17 protein-coding genes are annotated in these 18,693 nt (G+C 72.7%); 10 read left to right on the top strand and 7 right to left on the bottom strand.

Annotated elements, in window-relative coordinates; genetic code table 11:
- Positions 1-182: ATP-binding protein (locus ABZT74_RS33395; protein WP_356441044.1), on the top strand; the 182-nt coding region annotated here is incomplete at its 5' end.
- 13 nt (positions 183-195) lie between these two features.
- Here ABZT74_RS33395 and ABZT74_RS33390 read toward each other — a convergent pair.
- Together ABZT74_RS33390 and ABZT74_RS33385 are read right to left on the bottom strand one after the other, a co-directional pair.
- The gene (locus ABZT74_RS33390) at positions 196-1,407 is read right to left on the bottom strand and encodes a DUF2993 domain-containing protein (RefSeq protein WP_356167440.1); all 1,212 of its coding nucleotides are present in this window, start codon (positions 1,405-1,407) and stop codon (positions 196-198) included.
- A 76-nt stretch (positions 1,408-1,483) separates the two neighbouring features.
- The gene (locus ABZT74_RS33385) at positions 1,484-3,283 is read right to left on the bottom strand and encodes a bifunctional metallophosphatase/5'-nucleotidase (RefSeq protein ID WP_356441041.1); all 1,800 of its coding nucleotides are present in this window, start codon (positions 3,281-3,283) and stop codon (positions 1,484-1,486) included.
- A gap of 572 nt (positions 3,284-3,855) precedes the next feature.
- Between ABZT74_RS33385 and mshD the strand changes: the two genes are divergently transcribed.
- Complete coding sequence (gene mshD / locus ABZT74_RS33380) at positions 3,856-4,779, top strand: mycothiol synthase (RefSeq protein ID WP_356441038.1); 924 nt, start codon at positions 3,856-3,858, stop codon at positions 4,777-4,779.
- A gap of 91 nt (positions 4,780-4,870) precedes the next feature.
- On the opposite strand, the gene ABZT74_RS33375 is transcribed toward mshD, so the two are convergent.
- From ABZT74_RS33375 to ABZT74_RS33355, 5 genes are read right to left on the bottom strand one after another with little or no spacing between them, the layout of a single operon-like run.
- Positions 4,871-5,638, bottom strand: coding sequence for an ABC transporter (locus ABZT74_RS33375; RefSeq protein ID WP_356441035.1), 768 nt, complete (start codon positions 5,636-5,638; stop codon positions 4,871-4,873).
- The gene (locus ABZT74_RS33370) at positions 5,626-7,197 is read right to left on the bottom strand and encodes an ABC transporter permease (RefSeq protein ID WP_356441032.1); all 1,572 of its coding nucleotides are present in this window, start codon (positions 7,195-7,197) and stop codon (positions 5,626-5,628) included. The genes ABZT74_RS33375 and ABZT74_RS33370 overlap by 13 nt, the downstream gene beginning before the upstream one ends.
- Positions 7,194-8,054 (bottom strand): ABC transporter ATP-binding protein, encoded by an 861-nt coding sequence (locus ABZT74_RS33365; RefSeq protein WP_356441029.1) that lies wholly within the window; start codon positions 8,052-8,054, stop codon positions 7,194-7,196. The genes ABZT74_RS33370 and ABZT74_RS33365 overlap by 4 nt, the downstream gene beginning before the upstream one ends.
- A complete protein-coding gene (locus tag ABZT74_RS33360; protein WP_356441026.1) occupies positions 8,051-9,022 on the bottom strand; it encodes a zf-HC2 domain-containing protein in 972 nt (323 codons plus the stop codon). Before ABZT74_RS33360 ends, ABZT74_RS33365 begins: the two co-directional genes overlap by 4 nt.
- Positions 9,019-9,561 (bottom strand): RNA polymerase sigma factor, encoded by a 543-nt coding sequence (locus ABZT74_RS33355; protein WP_355878996.1) that lies wholly within the window; start codon positions 9,559-9,561, stop codon positions 9,019-9,021. The genes ABZT74_RS33360 and ABZT74_RS33355 overlap by 4 nt, the downstream gene beginning before the upstream one ends.
- A 211-nt stretch (positions 9,562-9,772) precedes the next feature.
- Here ABZT74_RS33355 and ABZT74_RS33350 point away from each other — a divergent pair, with 211 nt between their 5' ends.
- The 8 genes from ABZT74_RS33350 (at position 9,773) to pstS (ending at position 18,640) form a co-directional block, all read left to right on the top strand.
- Positions 9,773-10,159 (top strand): GntR family transcriptional regulator, encoded by a 387-nt coding sequence (locus tag ABZT74_RS33350; protein ID WP_081218143.1) that lies wholly within the window; start codon positions 9,773-9,775, stop codon positions 10,157-10,159.
- Positions 10,156-11,085, top strand: coding sequence for an ABC transporter ATP-binding protein (locus tag ABZT74_RS33345; protein WP_356167464.1), 930 nt, complete (start codon positions 10,156-10,158; stop codon positions 11,083-11,085). The genes ABZT74_RS33350 and ABZT74_RS33345 overlap by 4 nt, the downstream gene beginning before the upstream one ends.
- A complete protein-coding gene (locus tag ABZT74_RS33340) occupies positions 11,082-12,035 on the top strand; it encodes a hypothetical protein (RefSeq protein WP_356167466.1) in 954 nt (317 codons plus the stop codon). The genes ABZT74_RS33345 and ABZT74_RS33340 overlap by 4 nt, the downstream gene beginning before the upstream one ends.
- The gene (locus ABZT74_RS33335; RefSeq protein ID WP_356441022.1) at positions 12,032-13,057 is read left to right on the top strand and encodes a hypothetical protein; all 1,026 of its coding nucleotides are present in this window, start codon (positions 12,032-12,034) and stop codon (positions 13,055-13,057) included. The genes ABZT74_RS33340 and ABZT74_RS33335 overlap by 4 nt, the downstream gene beginning before the upstream one ends.
- A 314-nt stretch (positions 13,058-13,371) precedes the next feature.
- A complete protein-coding gene (locus ABZT74_RS33330; protein WP_355878984.1) occupies positions 13,372-15,603 on the top strand; it encodes an RNA degradosome polyphosphate kinase in 2,232 nt (743 codons plus the stop codon).
- Entirely contained in the window at positions 15,584-16,654 is a 1,071-nt protein-coding gene (locus tag ABZT74_RS33325) for a CHAD domain-containing protein (RefSeq protein ID WP_356167472.1), read from the top strand. The genes ABZT74_RS33330 and ABZT74_RS33325 overlap by 20 nt, the downstream gene beginning before the upstream one ends.
- Before the next feature lie 10 nt (positions 16,655-16,664).
- Positions 16,665-17,078: an NUDIX hydrolase gene (locus ABZT74_RS33320; protein WP_355878978.1), complete on the top strand. Its 414-nt coding sequence runs from the start codon at positions 16,665-16,667 to the stop codon at positions 17,076-17,078.
- Positions 17,079-17,509: 431 nt separating this feature from the next.
- Positions 17,510-18,640 (top strand): phosphate ABC transporter substrate-binding protein PstS, encoded by a 1,131-nt coding sequence (gene pstS, locus ABZT74_RS33315; RefSeq protein ID WP_356167475.1) that lies wholly within the window; start codon positions 17,510-17,512, stop codon positions 18,638-18,640.
- Positions 18,641-18,693: the final 53 nt, after the last annotated feature.

Genomic DNA, 18,693 nt, shown 5'->3' with positions numbered 1-18,693 from the left:
ACCGTTTCTGGCGCTCACCCGACGCACGGGCCCTGCCGGGATCGGGCCTCGGACTGTCCATCGTGGCCCGCACGGTCCAGCAGGCCGGCGGCGAGGTGTCGCTGCGCCCGGCGCAGGACGGCGGCACGATCGCGACCGTACGGCTGCCCGGCGCCCCGGCCGCTCCGCCCGAACTTCCCTGATCCGCGGGTCGGGTCAGTGCCCGACCCGCAGATCCGTGCCCGCCACCTGGACCCGGATCCCGTCGCGCTCGACGCGCACGTCCCGCAGGTTCACCGCCCCGTCGGCCGGGTGCGGCAGCTGGAAGCCCAGCGAGAGCTGGTCGGCGAGAACGGGCCGGGTCAGACGGGTGAGGCCCTGGAGCAGGGCCGGGTCGAAGCCGAGACGCTTCAGGAGCTCCGGGTGGGCCGCCGCCAGGTCGAGGAGGTTCAGCCGCATCGCCTGATGGACGAAGGCGGGCGCCCCGGTCAGGGAGGCGAGCTTCGTGTCGTCGCGCAGCGCCTCGCGCACCGCCGAGTCGGGCACCCCGAGCCGGTGGACGATCGCCGGGACGGCGAGCAGCGCCCGCGCCTTCGCGGCCTCCTCGCCCAGCCTGGCGGCCGTGTCCCGGGTGAGGTGGAGGCCTTCCGAGGCCCGCGCGCCGGGGCGGTAGGTCGCCAGGTCGCCGATGTCCAGGCGCATGCCGCCGATGTGGGTGGAGATACCGCGCGCGCCGTCCCGCTGGATGCGCGCGTCGGCACGCAGCTGCAGGTCGTGCCCGGCGACGGGCAGCGTGCCGCGTGCCCGCACCTGGTCGCCGCCGTGCCCGGTGAACGTGACCTGCGAGGCGCCCAGTTCACGGTTCAGGTCGTCGAAGGACAGCAGTACCTCGCCGTGCATCTCGGGGATGCGGGCGCCGCGCACGGAGGTGGGGCCGTCGCCGTCGAGCCGTACGTTCGTCGCCGTCGCCGACACCTTGGCCAGCGAGACCCGGTCGGCGGCCACGTCGGGCACGGTCACCTTCACGGAGTCCAGCCGCTGGTCGGCGAGCTGGGTGAGGAAGGGGAAGCCGCCGATCTCGACCTCGGGCGCGGCGGTCAGGTGCAGCTGGTCCTTGAGCTTGTCGGCCGCCCGGTGCTCGGCGTACAGCACCGCCCAGCGGTCGCCGAGGGCGAGGAACGCCGCGAGGCACAGGAGGGTGGCCGAGGCCTTCACCGCGAACGGGAGGCCGGCGAAACGCCTGCGGCGGCGCCGGCTGCCGCGCCGGTGGTTGGGCGGGGACCAGCCGTCGTCCGGTTCTTCCGGGGGCTCGTCCACGGGCTGATCCTCGTGGAGGAACTCCTCCAGCGGCCCGGTGCCGTCGAGGGCACCCAGTTCGTCGTAGGGGTTCGGACGGGGATGCGTGGCTATGCGGTGGGGGGTACGCATCGTCTCATCCGACCATGCGTACCGCCCCTGACCGCAACTGCTACCGCCCGTATGCGATCAACTTCACGATCCGCGACTACTTGACGATCGTGATCCGGTCCGCGGCCGGCACCGGGTACGGCGCCGTGGCGGAGGAGCCGGCCGTCAGGTAGGTCCCCAGCGCCGCGAGGTCGTCGCCGCCGACCCGGACGTTCCCGCCCTTGCCGAGTTCCGCGAAGCCGTCGCCGCCGCCCGCGAGGAAGGAGTTCATCGCGACGCGGTAGGTGGCGGCCGGGTCGATCGCCGCGCCGTTGAGCTCGACCGAGTCGGCGACGACGCGGGCCGCGCCGGTCTTCGTCAGGTCGAGGGTGTAGGTGAGGCCCTTGGAGATCTGGAGGATCTTCGGGGATGCCTCGTTGGCGCCGCTGACCTGCTGCTGGAGCGCGGTGACCACCTGGGCACCGGTCAGGTCGACCAGGTTCACCGTGTTGGCGAACGGCTGGACCGTGTACGCCTCGCCGTAGGTCACGACGCCGTCGCCCTCGCCGCCACTCGCCGCGTAGGTCAGCCCGGCGCGGATGCCGCCCGGGTTCATCACCGCGAGGTCGGCCTCGGGGTCGACGGACTTGGCGTACGCGAGCTGCGCGTCGGCGATCAGGTCACCGAGCGGGGACTCGGTGCCGGCGTTGCCGATGTCACCGGCGATGTAGCCGATGGGCCGCGAGGCGATCGGCGCGGAGAGCGCGTTCCACTTGGCGATCAGCGACGTCATGTCGGCCGCCTTGGCGACGTCACGCGTGACCACGTGGTTCGCGGACTTGACCGCCGTGCGCGCGATGTCGCCGGTCCGCCGGTCGTACGTCAGCGTGGTGTCCGTGTAGAGCCGGCCGAAGGACGAGGCCGAGGTGACCATGCGGGGCTTGCCCGACGGGTCGGGGATCGTGCACGCGTAGGCCTGGTGGGTGTGACCGGTGACCAGGGCGTCGACGGCCGGCGTCACGTTCTTGGCGATGTCGACGATCGGCCCGGAGATGCCGTCGCCGGCGCCGGGGCTGTCGCAGTCGTAGTTGTACGACTGCGAGGCGGGTGCCCCGCCCTCGTGGATCAGCGCGACGATGGACTTCACGCCCTGTCGCTGGAGTTCCTTGGCGTACTTGTTGATCGTCTCGACCTCGTCGCCGAACTTCAGGCCCTTGACGCCCTCGGCGGAGACGATGTTGGGCGTGCCCTCCAGCGTGACGCCGATGAAGCCGACCTTGACGCCGTTCTTCTTCCAGACCCAGTAGGGCTTGAGGATCGGCTTCTTGGTCTTCTCGTCGGTGACGTTCGCCGCGAGGTAGGGGAAGTCGGCGCCCTGGAACTTCGCCTTCTTGTCGTAGCAGCCGTCCGTCGGGTGGCAGCCGCCCTTCTGCAGGCGGGCCAGCTCCTTGGCGCCCTCGTCGAACTCGTGGTTGCCGACGCTCGTCACGTCCAGGTCGAGGTCGTTCAGCGCGTCGATCGTCGGCTCGTCGTGGAAGAGCCCGGAGATCAGCGGAGAGGCGCCGACCATGTCACCGGCGGCGGCCGTGATCGAGTACTTGTTGCCCTTGCGGGCGTCGCGCAGGTGCGTGGCCAGGTACTCGACGCCACCCGCGTCGATGGTCTTCGTCGTGCCGTCGGGCTGCAGCTCCGTGACGCGGCCCGAGGAGCCGGTCGGCGGCTCCAGGTTGCCGTGCAGGTCGTTGAAGGAGAGCAGCTGGACGTCCTGGTAGCGGCCGCTGCCGTGGTGGTGCGACGGCGTCGCGTCGTCCTGGTGCGCGCTCGCGGGCATCGCCGCGGCCAGCGCGCCCACGGTGGCGAGACCGGCGGCGGCCGCGAGGAGGCGATGAGTTCGTCTGTGCCGGAAGGTGGGCGGCATGGTTCCCCCCTGGAGAACGGTGAGAGGCGAAAGCGGTGTGTCGTGACCTGAGATGACGCGACGTGCGAGGGCCGAGCGGGTGGTGCGGGCCGTGCAGGTGGTGCGACCGCCGTGGAGCGGATGGTGCCGGTCGAGCGCGTGGTGCCGGTCGAGCGGGTGGTGCGAGCGCGGGCCGGGCGGACTGTGCGTTCGCTGTGACGGCCGTGGCTTTTGCACGCACTTTAGAATCAACGCGCGTAGCGCAACAGGGGGTTCGGGGTTACGGACTGGTTGCCATCGGCTCACCGGCTGCTGACACCCCGCTCCCCGCGGCCCCGTCCCGGCAGCTGACACCCCGCTCCCCGCGGCCCCGTCCCGGTAGCTGACGCCCCGCTCCACCGCGCCCCACTCGGGGGGCTGCCACCCCGGCTTCCGAGGCCACATCCCGTCGGCTGACACCCTGCCCCGCGAGGCTCCGCCCCACCCTCGCCGTGGCCGTCGTGCTCGCCGTGCCGGACCTCCGCCCCGCCACGCTCCACATCGACTCCGCCCAACCGCTTGTCCCCCAATCACCGCGCCGTACCCTCGTATCCATGACCAGCGACAACACGTCACCCCTCGCCAGCTCGCGCTCCATCGCGACCTTCTCCGAGCTCTCCCCGGACCAGGCCGAGGGCGTGCTCCGGCTGCTCTCGGAGTCCGCCCTGGAGGACGGGCAGCAGGCGGTGTCCGAGCAGGGGCGGCTGCAGCTGAAGGGCGGGGCCCGCGAGGGCGTCCGGCATCTGCTGCTGACCCTCGGCGACGAACTGGTCGGCTACGGCCAGCTGGAGGACACCGACCCGGTCGAGGCCCCGGCCGCCGAGCTGGTCGTCCACCCGGCACACCGGGGACACGGCCACGGGCGGGCGCTCGGCACGGCCATGCTCAACGAGTCCGGCAAGCGGCTGCGGGTGTGGGCGCACGGCGGCCATTCCGCCGCCCGGCATCTCGCCCAGGTCCTCGGTCTCACCCTCTTCCGTGAACTGCGCCAGATGCGGCGCCCGTTGGAGGGACTCGACCTGGCCGACAAGCTGCCGGACGGCGTGCGCGTCCGTGCCTTCGTGCCGGGGCAGGACGACACCGCCTGGCTCGCCGTGAACGCCGCCGCCTTCGCCCACCACCCCGAGCAGGGCTCCCTCACCCAGCGCGACCTGGACGACCGGATCGGCGAGACGTGGTTCGACCCGGCCGGCTTCTTCCTCGCCTTCCGCGGCGACGACCTCGTCGGCTTCCACTGGACGAAGGTGCACGCCGAGGAGGGCCTCGGTGAGGTGTACGTCCTCGGCGTGCGCCCGGGCTCCCAGGGCGGCGGCCTCGGCAAGGCGCTGACCACGATCGGGCTGCGCCATCTCGCCGCCCAGGGCCTGCCCACCGCGATGCTCTACGTGGACGCCGACAACAAGCCGGCGGTCGCCGTCTACGAGCGTCTCGGCTTCGTCACCCACGAGACCGACCTGATGTACCGGACGGAGTCCTGACCCGGTTGGGGACGGAGTCCTGACCCGGTCCGGGAAGGAGTAACGGTCCGCCCGTGCGCGGGCCGCGACTCCGGCGGCGCTGCGGCTGACGTCAGCGGCGGCCGGGGACGGTCGCTCTTCGTCGCCGCAGCGGCTCGGCCAGGCTGCACGCCCCCGCCAGCACCGCCACGACCAGGACGCCCGCCCATCTCCGGTGCGCGTCGTCCCAGTGGGGGTCGTCCGGCGCGACGAAGAGGGCCCAGCGCTCGGGGAGCAGCAGGGCCGCCGCGAAGACGGTGCCCACGAGTGAGGCGGACACCGCGAGGCCCGGTTCGGTGGCCTCCGAGTGCCGTACGGCCACGGTCGCGGCGGCCAGCGCGAGGGCGGCGAGGGCCGCCGCCTCCAGAGTGACGGCACCCACCGGCGGCCGGCCCTCGCCGGGTACGAGGAGAAGGGCCGTCGCCCACCACGCCGCCGTCAGCGGTGCGACGAGCGCCAGGCGCACCCCGGTCCGCACCGGTCGCCGCGTCGGCACCGCGGCGGTGGTGTGCCGGGCGGGGTCGTCCAGCAGGAACGCCAGTCCCAGACCGAAGGCGAGCGCGGCGGCCCGCAGCATGGTGAGGCAGAGCCACGGGTCGACCTGGCCGGAGAGCATCCGCGGAGTGCCGGCCAGCAGCAGGCCGAGGCCCGCGCCCGTGGCCAGGGCCGCGCGGGGCAGGGTGCGCCACACCGGCCGGACGAGGACGGCGGCGACCTCCCGGGTCCTGGGGCGCCCGGCACTTCCCGAGCGTCGTCCGGCGGCTTCCCCGAACCGCTCAGCGGCATCCGCGGGGCCCCGGGGGCCTTCCACGGACCGGCCCGCCACGTCTACATGTCGCACGATCCGCTCCCCGAGTCCGCCGCCGTCCCCTTGCCGCCGACCGGTACGCCGAGCAGTTCGGCCACCCGTGTCGTGGAGGTCTTCGGGGAGGTCAGCTCCGTCCAGTGGGCCTTGACCTTGGCGGCCACGCTGTAGTGCGGCTCGGCCAGCAACTCCCGCAGCACCGTGGTCTGCTGGGCGGTCATGGAAAGGCCTCCGGTGGGCGAGAGCACGCGGGCGGAGCCCGAAGTGCTGTCGTCGAGGCGCACGTCGCGGAGGGACTTCATCGGGTCCCGCTGTGTGCTCGTCGCCAGCCACATGATGGTCACCACGCGGGCGTCGCAGCGCTCGCCGGCGCTCTCCTCACTCCCCGCGACCAGCACGGAGGCGACGCCGACCGCGAACTCGGGAACGCGGTTCCCGCCCCAGCGCGTGCCGACGGTCACGGTGCCCGGCGTGCTGGACGGATTGATCGCGGCGTCGCCCTGCAGGCCGTACCGGGCGTCGATGCGCTGGCGCACGGTCACCCGCTCCCCGCCTGCCGATCCGCCCGCGCGGGACTGGATTCGGTCCACTACGCCGGCCCAGTCGGCGGTGCGGCCGGCCCACTCGGGGAACGCGCAGTATGTCGCCCGCCCGCGCTCGATGCAGACCTGCACCTTCTGCGGGGTGACGGACGCCTTCGCGCGGGCCGCGGCCAGCGAGGCGGAGTCGCCCGGGGACTGTCCGGCCACTCCGACACCGGTCGCGGCGGCGGCGACCACGGCGACGGCCGCGAGCAGGCGCGTCCGGCCACCGCTCAGCAGGACGGCGAGACAGAGCAGCAGGACGGCGAGGCCGATGAGGTAGAGGGCGTGCCAGGCGGCCGGGCGGCCCACCAGGTCGGACGGGAAGGGATCCGCGCCCGCGTCGGAGACGACCGGACCGAGCCAGGTCACCCAGTGCGCGCCCTGGGTGGACGCGGAGACCAGGATGGTGACGGCGTAGGCGCCGATCACGAAGGGCGGTGCGACGAACCCGACCGGGACCAGCCGGGCCAGCAGGACGCCGAGGACACCGGCCAGCAGGATCACCAGGGGTCCCACCACCAGCTCGGCGGGGGAACCGTGCCCGACCGCGCCCGGCTTCAGTGCCATCCAGGTGAACTCGAAGCCGACGACCAGCGCGGTGATCGCGACGAAGGGCAGCACGGACAGCGCGTGGGCCAGCGTCCGCCGCCACGGCTCCATGACCAGCACGTCGAAGTGCCGGTCGGTGGACTGCCGGCGTGCGCGCAGGACCGCGCGGTTCACCCCGACGAACAGGGCGATGGCGAGCAGCAGCGGGGCGGCCTGGGTGGACCGGTCGACGTCCTGGAGGGCGGGGAACGCGTCCATGCCCTCACGGCCGGAGAACAGGGTCCATCCGGTGTAGCCGACGTACACCGCGAGGAAGAGCAGGACCGGGATCTGGAGGAGCAGTTCGCGTGCCTCGAAGCGGGCGAGGGCGATGACGGCGGCCACCCTGGACCGCGGGCTCGGCACGGCCCGCCCACCGTCGGTGGGAACGGTCCGCGGGCGGGTGTGCGTGGTGGCGCTCATGCCGTCACCTCCGCGTGCTCGCCGTCGAGGGTGAGCAGGTAGCCGTCTTCCAGGGTTGGTTCGAGGAGGTCGGCGCCTTCGGGAGGGTCACCGACGTTGCGGAACGTGCCGGTGCCGGTGCGCCATCCGGCTCGGGCGGCCGGGTCGCGCTCGGTGCTGCTCCAGACGCGGCCGGCCGCGCGCTCGGTCAGCTCGGCCGGTGTGCCCTCGAAGCGGATGCGGCCGGCTGCCATGACGATCACGCGGTGGCAGAGCATCGCGACGTCCTCGGTCTGGTGGGTGGAGAGCAGGACGGTGCGGCCTTCTCCCGCCTGGGCGATCAGCTCGCGGAAGCGCATGCGCTGTTCGGGGTCGAGTCCGACGGTCGGCTCGTCGAGGACGAGGAATCCGGGGTCGCCGACGAGTGCGGCGGCCAGCGCGACCCGCTGCCGCATGCCGCCGGACAGCCGCTTGATGCGCTTGCCGCGCACGTCGGACAGGTCGACGGCCTCCAGCACGCGCCGCACCTCGCGGTGCCGGGCGGTGCGGTCGGTCAGCTCCTTGAGGATCGCCACGTAGTCGACGAACTCGAAGGCGGAGAAGTCCTGGTGGAATCCGGGGTTCTGCGGCAGGTAGCCCAGCGTCCGGCGGACGTCCAGGCGTCCCGCGGTGGTGCCCGGGTCGTGTCCGAGGACGGTGAAGGCGCCCCGGTCGGCGGGCACGGCGGTGGCGAGCACCCTCAACAGGGTGGTCTTTCCGGCGCCGTTGGGTCCGAGGAGGCCGGTGACGCCGTCACCGAGGCGGAGCGAGACGTCGTCGAGCGCGCGCGTCCCTCCGAAGCGGAGGCTCAGGCCGGAGGCGGAGACGGTGGGGATCATGCGGCGTTCCTGTCGGTGAGGTCGGTGAACGGGAGGCGCGAGCTGTCGAACCGGTCCCGTGCGAGATAGAGGAGTGCGGCGGCGAGGGCCGCGACGACTCCGGCGACGCCCTGTCCGGCCGCCGTGAAGGGGGCGAGGGTGGCGCCGGACGAAGTGGTCGCCTCGGCCACGGCCAGCACGGTGACCCAGCCGCCCGCGACCAGGGAGGGCGCGAGCACGGGGCCGAGCCGGGTGGCCAGGGCGAGGCCGCTGGCGGTGAGGGCGAGGGCGGGCAGCAGCCAGGCCAGGGCCCGCAGGCCGTAGGACGGGAGGGCGAGGGTCGCCATGCCGTTCAGCCCGAGGCCGACCGTGAGCACCGCGACCGTACGGATCATCAGGAGGCGGAAGCCGTGCAGCGGGGAGACGACCGCCATCTCGTACGTCGGGTCGAGCCTCGGTCCGTAGGAGAGGGCGACCCCGGCGAGGGGCAGCAGGGGGGCGAGGGCGAGGAAGAGGGTGGGGGTGGCGCCGACCCGTCCCGCGTTGACCGCGGCGACCGTCATCGCGAGGACGGCGGCGACCGCGCCCAGCCAGGACCGGCGCAGGACGGGGGCGGCGGCCAGCAGCCGCGCGGTGTGGTCGGCGACGCCGATCCGGACGAGCAGCGCCTCGACCGGGCCGGGCCGGGGCGCGTCGAGCTCGGCGTCGAGCCGCTCCCAGCCGGCGTCCAGGGCCACCGGGTCGCTGAACGCGGCCAGTTCGGCCCGGCACCGGTCGCACGCGGCGAGGTGGGTGTCGGCGGACCAGAGCCGGGGCGGATCCAACGCGCCCTGCGCATAGGCCCGGAGATCCTCCTCCGGCACGTGCCAGGGCGTACGCCCGGTGCTGCCAGCGGTCGCGCCCTCGTCCCCGCTCGTGCGGCTGCCGTCGGCCACGCCGTCGTCACCCTTCATGCCGCTGTCACCGCTTCCGCGACGGTCGTCGCTCATGCCAACGCCTCCCGCAACTGCTTGCGCGCACGCAGTGCCCGCGTCTTGACCGTGCCCGGCGGGATGCCGAGCAGGACGGCCGCTTCCCGGGTGCTGAGCCCGTCGATCACCGTGGCCTGGAGCACCGCCCGGAGTTCGGGCGAGAGTCTGGTCAACGCGCCCGCGAGGTCGCCGTGTTCGACGCCCGCCAGCACGCGCTCCTCCGCCGAGACCTCGTCACGGTGCCGGAGCCGGGCCAGCGCGCCGCGCAGCCTGCCGCGCGCGCCGTCCCCGCGCATCGCGTCGACGAGCCGCCGCGAGCCGATGCGCCACAGCCAGCCGGCCGGGTCGCCCTCCTCGCGGTAGCGGGCGGAGCCGTGCCACACCGCGAGGAAGGTCTCCTGGATGACGTCGTCGACGATCCCGGGGTCGGCGCACCGGCCGCGCAGCCGCGCGCTCAGCCACGGCGCATACCGCCGGTACAGCTCCTCGAAGGCGCGACGGTCCCTGTCCGCCGCGATGGCCCGCAGCAGCTCTCCGTCGCTTCTCGTTTCCCTCACACCCCCTCATCGGACGAGCCCCACCGATCGGTTCACGCCCCGGCAAAGTTTTTCTGATCACCGTTCCGTGCCTGGTCGGATCACCGTTCCGTGCCCGGTCGGGGCCCTGAACCCGGGATCGCCGACATCCTGTGGACCTGCGCGACTTGACGGCGACCACCCCCTTGCACCACCCTTTCACTACTCAATTAGTGAAAGGGTGGTTGTCCGAGTGGTCGCGTACCGCATCGACCGGCGCAGCGGCGTCGCCACCTACGTCCAGATCGTCCAGCAGACGAAGCAGGCGCTGCGCCTCGGCCTCCTCGAACCCGGCGACAAGCTCCCCACGGCCCGCGAGGTCGTCGAAGCCACCGCCATCAACCCCAACACCGTCCTGAAGGCCTACCGCGAGCTGGAGCGCGAAGGTCTGGTCGAGGCCCGGCGCGGCCTCGGCACCTTCGTCCGCAGAACGCTCGGCGCCGCCCCGGCCGACTCGCCCCTCGGCGAGGAGCTCGACGCCTGGGCGCGCGACGCCCGCGCGGCGGGCCTGGACCGCGAGGACGTGGCCGCGCTGTTCACCTCCGTACTGGACGCACACTTCCCGAAGGGGGACCAGTGAGTTCCACCCGCACCACCCGCCCCGGCGCCGACGTCGCCGTCGAGGCGCACGGCCTCACCGTGCGCTACGGCCGGCGCTCCGCCGCCGCCCTGGACGACTGCTCCTTCCGTCTCCCGGCCGGCCGGGTCAGCGCCCTCGTCGGCCCCAACGGCGCGGGCAAGTCGACGCTGTTGGCGGTGGCGGCCGGACTGGTGCGCCCCGCCGCCGGCACCCTCACCGTGCTCGGTGCCGGCCCTGCCGAGGCACGCGAGAGCATCGCCTACCTCTCCCAGAACAAGCCGCTGCACGCCCAGCTCACCATCGCCGAGACGCTGCGGCTGGGCGCCGAACTCAACCCGGCGCGCTGGGACGCCTCGTGCGCGGCCGCGATCGTGGAGCAGGGCTCGCTCGACCCGGGGACCAAGGTCAGGCGCCTGTCCGGAGGCCAGCGGACCCGCGTGGCACTCGCCCTCGCGCTGGGCAAACGGCCCGACCTGATGCTGCTGGACGAGCCGATGGCCGACCTGGACCCGCTGGCCCGCCACGAACTGCTGGGCACGCTGATGGCGGACGCCGCCGAGCGCGGGACCACCGTGCTGATGTCCTCGCACATCGTCTCCGAACTCGCCGACGCCTGCGATCACCTGCTGCTCCTGGGCGGCGGACGCATCCGGCTCGGCGGCGGACTGGACGACCTGCTGCTCGCCCACACCCTGGTGACCGGCCGCGGCACCCCCGCCGACCTCGCCCCGCACCTCGTCGTCGAGTCCCGCGCCACCGGCCGCGGCCTCACCGCGCTGATACGCAAGGACGGCCCTGTGGACGACCGCTGGCAGGCCGAACAGCCCTCCCTGGAGGAACTGCTCCTCGCCCACCTGCGGTCCCCCGCGGCTCCCGCGCTGCTCACCCCCGGCACGACCGCGACCCCCGTGGCGGTGACCCGATGAGCGCGACCTCCCTGACCTCTCCCGTGCGCCGCGCGCTGCCCCGCCCGCGTGGCCTGCTCTGGACGCTCCTGCGGCTGCACCGCACCGCCCTGTGGATCTGGACCGCCTTCGTGGTGCTCACCGCGGGCCTCCTGCTGTGGTTGTACGGCCCGGGCGCCACGCACACCCAGCACCTGCTCGACACGTTCGGCTACGCGGGCGTGCAGGACGACGCCTGGACCGCCGGTGTCATCGGCTCCCCCGTCTCCGGCGCCTACAACGACCTCTTCTACGCTCCGGCCTCCCTGCTCAACGCCGCTTCGTTCGCGGTCGCCGTCTTCGCGGGGACCTCGCTGGTCGCGCGCGAACTGGAGAACGGCACCGCGCGGCTCGCCTGGACCCAGTCCGTCAGCCCGGCCCGGTGGCTCGCCGCGAAACTCGCGGTACCCGCGCTGTTCGTCACGGCCGGCACCGGCCTGCTCGTCGCGCTCTACCGGATGCTGTGGTCCGCCCACAGCAACCTGCTGCTGGCCGGCTACGGCCCCCAACGCCTGTATTTCTCCATCGGCCCGGCCACCGTCGCCGCACCTCTGCTCGGTCTGGCCGTCGGCGTCCTGGCCGGGCTCACCCTGCGCCGCACGCTGCCCGCCCTCGCCGTCGCGGGCGCGGTCCAGTACGCCGTGATCGCCGTGCGTTCCAACTTCTGGCCGTTCCAGCGCAGTTACCAGCAGCCCGACCTGTCCGTCCGCAGCCGGGCCATCACCTCCACGGGTGTGGAGATCCGCGACCCCGGCTGCTACGCCGACCGTGCGTGCCTCGCCAAGCACGACGTCGTCGGCTTCACCCGTCAGTACCTCCCCTCCCCCGACTACTGGCCCCGACAGCTCCTGGAGACCGGTGTCCTGCTGGCGGCCACCGCGATCCTGGTCGCCGCGGCCTTCGCCGTCCTGAGGAGGACGTCCACCTCATGAGCGCCCCGACCCTGCGGCCCCCGTCCGGCCCGGCCGTGTCGTCCCGGACCGCCCCGGCCCTGCTCCGCCCCTCCGGCCTGACCTGGACCGTGCTGCGCCTGCACCGCGCCGCCCTGCTCATGTGGATTGCCGCCCTGCTCGTCGCCGCCGGGGTCCTGACCTGGATGTACGTCATCGGCCCGGACGCCGTCGCGGCCCTCGCCCCCTGCGGCTCGCCGCCGGCCGGCGCGCTGCCCGACTGCACCGTCCTCGACGCGATCAGCACGGACGAGACGTACAGCACCTGGATCCGCCTGGTCTCCACCGCCGTCTCGTACCTGATGTTCCCGGTGGCCGCCTGGGCCGGCGCCGCGCTCGTCGGCCGCGAGCTGGAGGACGGCACGGCGCAGCTCGCCTGGACCCAGTCCGTCAGCCCGGTGCGCTGGCTGGCCGCGAAGCTCGCCGTGCCGGCCGCCGTCCTCACGCTCGGCACCACCCTCGCGGTGCTGCTCGACGTGTGGGCTCGCCGTGACGGCAATCCGTCCCTGGTCGGCGACTGGTACGACCCCGAGGTCTACGCCTCCACCGGCCCCGTCGCCGTCGCGTACGTCCTCGCCGGACTCGCCTTCGGTGTCCTCGCGGCTCTGCTCCTGGGCAAGGCACTCCCCGCCGCCGGAGCGGCGTTCGCCGCGACACTCGTCCTGTCCTACGGGCTGCGGGCGGTGCGGCCGAGCCTGTGGCCCACGACGACGATCACCGGACGGGCGGCCCTCGACCTCCCGCGCAGCGCTCTCGAACTGGAGCACGGCGTCGTCACGAGCGACGGGCGCCGCATCGGGAACGACCTGGCCTGCGTCGGCTCCGGGACGTCGGCCCGGAGCCGGGCGTGCGGGAGGAGTTCCGGGCTGAGCGACTTCTGGGCGACCTACCACCCGAAGTCCCACTTCTGGCCGCTCCAGCTGGTGGAGAGCGGTCTGCTGCTGGCCGTCGCGGGGGCCGCGGCGGCCGCCGCCTTCACCCTGCTGCGCCGTCGCACGGCGTAACCGGCGGTATCCCGGGCGGCCCGCGGCTCGCGGAAGGGGCCAGGACCCGGTTTCCGGACACGTGGACGTCCGGGAGCCTCCCCCCGATAGCCCGCACGTCATGTCCTCGTAACCATCGATTCAGGTGACCTTGCGACCCTCGGGGAATGCAGCCCGCCGTGCCCGAGCCTTCTCCTCCGCCGGAGAACGAGCCCTCGCCGACCACGCGGAGTGAGCGTACGCCAGTGATACGGAACGGCAACTTCCGTATCGCCGCGCTGGCGCCCGCTCTCTCCGACGCGCCGGTCTCGCCTTCGGCGCGGAAGAATGGGTCCATGAACCAGCCAAGCGCCCAGGCACCCGTGCAGCACCCGCAGCCGTCCGTCGGATCCATCGCCGCGCACCGGCCGCACACCGTCGCGGCCAATGTCTCCGACCTGGAGCCCGACCTCGACGCCGACCTCGACGAGTACGAGGACACGGTGCAGGACGGCATCACCCTGCCGCAGGGCCGGTTCCTGGACCGTGAGCGCAGCTGGCTGGCGTTCAACGAACGCGTGCTCGAACTCGCGGAGGACCCGAACACCCCGCTCCTGGAGCGCGCGAACTTCCTGGCGATCTTCGCCAGCAACCTGGACGAGTTCTTCATGGTCCGGGTGGCCGGCCTGAAGCGCCGTATCGCCACCGGCGTCGCCACCAAGTCCGCGTCGGGCCTCCAGCCCCGCGAGGTCCTGGAGATGATCTGGGCGCGCTCCCGCGAGCTCATGGCCCGGCACGCCGCCTGCTACCAGGAGGACGTCGCCCCCGCGCTCGCGGAGGAGGGCGTCCACCTGGTCCGCTGGAGCGAGCTGACCGAGAAGGAACAGGCCCGCCTGTTCACGCTCTTCCGGCATCAGATCTTCCCGGTCCTGACCCCGCTGGCGGTCGACCCCGCGCACCCCTTCCCGTACATCTCCGGCCTGTCGCTGAACCTGGCCGTCATCGTGCGCAACCCGGTCAGCGGCCACCGCCACTTCGCGCGTGTCAAGGTCCCGCCGCTGCTCTCCCGCTTCCTGGAGGCATCCCCGAACCGCTACGTCCCCATCGAGGACGTCATCGCGGCGCACCTGGAGGAGCTCTTCCCGGGCATGGAGGTCCTGGAGCACCACACGTTCCGGCTCACCCGGAACGAGGACCTGGAAGTCGAGGAGGACGACGCCGAGAACCTGCTCCAGGCCCTGGAGAAGGAGCTCATGCGGCGCCGCTTCGGCCCGCCGGTGCGCCTGGAGGTCGAGGAGTCCATCGACCGGTACGTCCTCGACCTGCTCGTACGGGAGCTGAAGATCTCCGAGGCCGAGGTGTACCCGCTGCCCGGCCCCCTGGACCTCACGGGCCTCTTCGGCATCGGCTCGCTCGACCGGCCCGAGCTGAAGTACCCCAAGTTCATCGCCGGCACCCACCGCGATCTCGCAGAGGTCGAGTCCGCGTCCCCGCCGGACATCTTCGCCGCGCTGCGCGAGCGCGACGTCCTGCTGCACCACCCCTACGACTCCTTCTCCACCTCCGTGCAGGCGTTCCTGGAGCAGGCCGCGGCCGACCCGGACGTCCTCGCGATCAAGCAGACGCTGTACCGGACCTCCGGCGACTCGCCGATCGTCGACGCGCTGATAGACGCCGCCGAGTCCGGCAAGCAGGTCCTCGTACTGGTCGAGATCAAGGCGCGCTTCGACGAGCAGGCCAACATCAAGTGGGCCAGGAAGCTGGAGGAGTCCGGCTGCCACGTCGTGTACGGCCTGGTCGGTCTGAAGACCCACTGCAAGCTGTCGCTCGTGGTCCGCCAGGAGGGCGACACCCTGCGCCGCTACTCCCACGTCGGCACCGGCAACTACCACCCGAAGACGGCCCGGCTCTACGAGGACCTCGGTCTGCTCACCGCCGACCCCCAGGTCGGCGCGGACCTCTCCGACCTCTTCAACCGGCTCTCCGGCTACTCGCGCCGCGAGACCTACCGCCGGCTGCTGGTCGCTCCCAAGTCGCTGCGCGACGGTCTGATCGCGCGGATCAACAAGGAGGTCCAGCACCACAACGCCGGACGTCCCGCGTTCGTCCGCATCAAGGTCAACTCGATGGTGGACGAGGCCCTCATCGACTCGCTGTACCGCGCCTCCCAGGCCGGTGTGCCGGTCGACGTGTGGGTGCGCGGGATCTGCGCCGTCCGGCCCGGTGTCCCGGGCCTGTCCGAGAACATACGGGTGCGTTCCGTCCTCGGCCGCTTCCTCGAGCACTCCCGGGTCTTCTCCTTCGGCAACGGCGGCGAACCCGAGGTGTGGATCGGCAGCGCCGACATGATGCACCGCAACCTCGACCGGCGGATCGAAGCGCTGGTCAGGGTCACCGACCCGGCTCACCGGGCAGCCCTCGGCAGGCTGCTGGAGACCGGCATGTCCGACACCACCGCCTCCTGGCACCTCGGCCCCGACGGCGAGTGGACCCGACACGCGACCGACGCGGACGGCCAGCCCCTGCGGAACGTCCAGGAGATGCTCATAGACGCCCGGAGGCGCCGGCGTGGCACAGCAGCACCTTGATCCCCCCACCGGTCCGTCGGCCGGGACAGCCCCCACGGTCCCGGCCCCTCCCGCCCAGGAAGGTGCCCCCATCGGTGATGCCCTGGCGGGCTACCTCCGGGCCCAGGCCACGGAGTTCCTGCGCTCACTGCGCCAGCACCGGGAGACCGGCAACGCGGCGGGCGGCGCCGGGGAGTCGGGCGACGCGGCACGTTCGCTGCGCCGCTCCGCCCGCCGCATCAGCGGCAGCCTGCACACCTTCCGGCCGCTTCTCGACGCGGACTGGTCGGAGGCGATGCGCCCCGAGCTGGCCTGGCTGTCGGGCACCCTGGCCCGCGAGCACGCGTACGCCGCACGGCTGGATCGCCTGCTCCTCGCGCTGAACCGGCTGTCGGGGACCGTCGCGCTGCCGGCGCAGACCGGACCGGGCCCGGCCGCAGCGCCCAAGGGCGGTCTGACCGTCGGCGCCGCCAAGGCCGGCGCCCTCCTCGACCGGCAGCTGACCCTCGCGCGCACCCGCGCCCACTCGGCGGCCCTCCAGGCGCTCGGCTCCTCCCGTTTCCACGCGGTCGCCGACAGCGTCGCCGTCCTCGCCAGCGAGGTCCCGCTGACCCCGGCCGCAGACCTCACCGACCTGCGGCCACTGGCCGGATCGGCACAGGACCGGCTGGCCGACGCGGTCTCCTCGCTGCCGCTGGTCACCGCGGGCCACCCCTACAACGCGGAGGCCCTCGTGCACGGCCTCTCCGCGGACACCGCACCCCAGCCGCAGGACGCGCCCTGGCACCAGGTCCGGCTGCTGCTGCGGCTGCACCGCTACGCGCGCGAGGTGCTGCACGGCGGGGAGTTCCCCGTCGACGGACGGCTGTTCGGCGCGGGACAGGCGCTCAACCGGCACCGGGACGCGGCGGAGGCGGCGGCCGCCGCCGCGTCGGCGGCGCGCACCCCGCGGATCGCGCCGGCGACGGCGTACGCGCTGGGAGTGCTCCACGCCGACCAGCGGCACGAAGTGGAGGCGGCCCGGTTCGCCTTCCAGCAGGCATGGCAGAAGGAAGCCGTACGCACCCCGTGAGGGAGGCCCCATGGCCGACGACACCATCCACGCCGCGGGCTGTGTCCTGTGGCGCCGCTCCCCGGTCGACTCCGGGCTGGAGATCTGCCTCGTGCACCGGCCCAAGTACGACGACTGGTCGCATCCGAAGGGCAAGCTGAAGCGCGGCGAGGACTCCCTCGCCGGCGCCCTGCGCGAGGTCGGCGAGGAGACGGGCTACGGGGCCGCCCCGGGCGCCGTCCTCCCCACGCTCCGCTATCTCGTCGGTGACCGCCCCAAGGAGGTCCGCTACTGGGCGGCGGAGGCGGCCGACGGTCATTTCACGCCGAACGACGAGGTCGACCGCGTCCTGTGGCTCTCCCCCGTCGCGGCCCGTCACCGTCTCACCCAGCCCCGCGACCGCGATCTGGTGGACGCCCTGCTGGACGCGCTGCACCTGACCTGAGTCCTTTCCGGGCCGGCGATCACCGTCCGTACCGGTGCGAACGGGGAATCCGTGCCGGTACGCACCGGGGACGGATACCGGTCGTGTACCGGTACACGCGGGAAAAGTGCGGCGAATGAGGGATGGCGGGGGCGTGCGTACGCTGAAACAGGAGCCGCCCCTGTTGGCTACTTAGAGTTTCCCCGCAGGCCCCCTGGGCCGGAATCCGGCCGTGTCCTCGACGTAAGCCTTCCGTGACCTCACCGCACCGCCCTCAGGGGTTCACCCCCCGTTCACTTATGGCCATCGGCGCCTTCACCTGATCTGCCTAATTTCGGCCTTACACGGTGCGAAGGAAGTCCTCGGACGTTCTCGGCGCATCGCTACAGACCGTATTACTCAGACTTCGCACGCCGCCACCAGACGGCGGCTCCTGGAAGGAACTCCCGAAAGTGAAGCTTCAGCGCATGAACCGGCGGGCCCTCACCCTCGGTGCTCTCGCCGTCTCCGGCGCCCTGGCCCTCACGGCGTGCGGCTCTGACGACACGGGCAAGAGCGACGCGAGCGGCAGCTCGGCGCCGACCGCGGCCGCGGGCTCCATCAAGTGCGACGACGCCAAGGGCCAGCTGCAGGCGTCCGGCTCCTCCGCGCAGAAGAACGCGATCGACGCCTGGGTCAAGGCCTACACGGCCGCCTGCAAGGGCGTTCAGATCAACTACAACCCGACGGGTTCGGGCGCCGGTGTCACGGCGTTCACCCAGGGCCAGACTGCGTTCGCCGGTTCGGACTCGCCGCTCAAGCCGGAAGAGGCCACCGCGGCCAAGAAGTCCTGTGACGGCAACAACGCGGTCGACCTGCCCATGGTCGGTGGCCCCATCGCCATCGGTTACAACCTCCCGGGTGTCGACAACCTCGTGCTGGACGCCTCGACGATCGCCAAGATCTTCGACGGCAAGATCAAGACGTGGGACGACGACGCGATCGCCAAGCTGAACACCGGCGCGAAGCTCCCCAGCACCAAGATCCAGGCGTTCCACCGCTCGGACGAGTCCGGCACCACGGACAACTTCACCAAGTACCTCAAGGCCGTCTCCCCGTCGGACTGGAAGTACTCGGGCGGCAAGGCCTGGCAGGCGCAGGGCGGCCAGTCCGCTCAGGGTTCCTCCGGCCTCGCCCAGCAGGTGAAGCAGACCGCCGGCGCGATCTCGTACTTCGAGCTCTCCTACGCCGCCGACGGCATCAGCACCGTCGACCTCAAGACGGACGCCGCCACCCCGGTGAAGGCCTCCGTCGAGAACGCCACCAAGGCGATCTCCTCCGCCAAGGTCGCCGGCGTCGGCAACGACCTGGCCCTTGAGCTGAACTACAAGCCGACCGAGGAGGGCGCCTACCCGCTCACCCTGGTCACCTACGAGATCGTCTGCGAGAAGGGCAACAAGGCCGACACCCTGGCCGCCACGAAGTCCTTCCTCACCTACATCGCGAGCGAGGACGGCCAGAAGCAGCTCACCGCCGCCCAGTACGCGCCGATCCCCGACGAGATCATCACCAAGGTCCGCTCGACCGTCGCGAACCTGAGCTGACCCGAGTGTGCGGCCCGCCTCGCCGAGGCGGGCCGCACCGTCCGGTGCACCGC

This window comes from Streptomyces sp. NPDC005302 (genome assembly GCF_040607345.1).
Classification (GTDB): domain Bacteria; phylum Actinomycetota; class Actinomycetes; order Streptomycetales; family Streptomycetaceae; genus Streptomyces.
Note: the sequence above shows the minus strand (reverse complement) of the source record. Positions and strands in the feature narration are given on the sequence as shown.